The organism is Citrobacter sp. Igbk 17, assembly GCF_028069775.1.
In the GTDB taxonomy this organism is placed as follows: Bacteria; Pseudomonadota; Gammaproteobacteria; order Enterobacterales; family Enterobacteriaceae; genus Citrobacter.
Map to the genome: position 1 here is coordinate 1 of NZ_JANEWI010000114.1, position 260 is coordinate 260.

The following is a 260-nucleotide window of genomic DNA, read 5'->3' on the forward strand; positions in this document are numbered from 1 at the left end:
ACTAAGCGTACACGGTGGATGCCCTGGCAGTCAGAGGCGATGAAGGACGTGCTAATCTGCGATAAGCGTCGGTAAGGTGATATGAACCGTTATAGCCGGCGATTTCCGAATGGGGAAACCCAGTGTGATTCGTCACACTATCATTACGTGAATACATAGCGTAATGAAGCGAACCGGGGGAACTGAAACATCTAAGTACCCCGAGGAAAAGAAATCAACCGAGATTCCCCCAGTAGCGGCGAGCGAACGGGGAGCAGCCC

1 rRNA gene is annotated in these 260 nt (G+C 52.3%); it reads left to right on the forward strand.

The features are described from left to right. A 23S ribosomal RNA gene (locus tag NNO08_RS23050) occupies positions 1 to 260 on the forward strand; the annotation flags it as partial.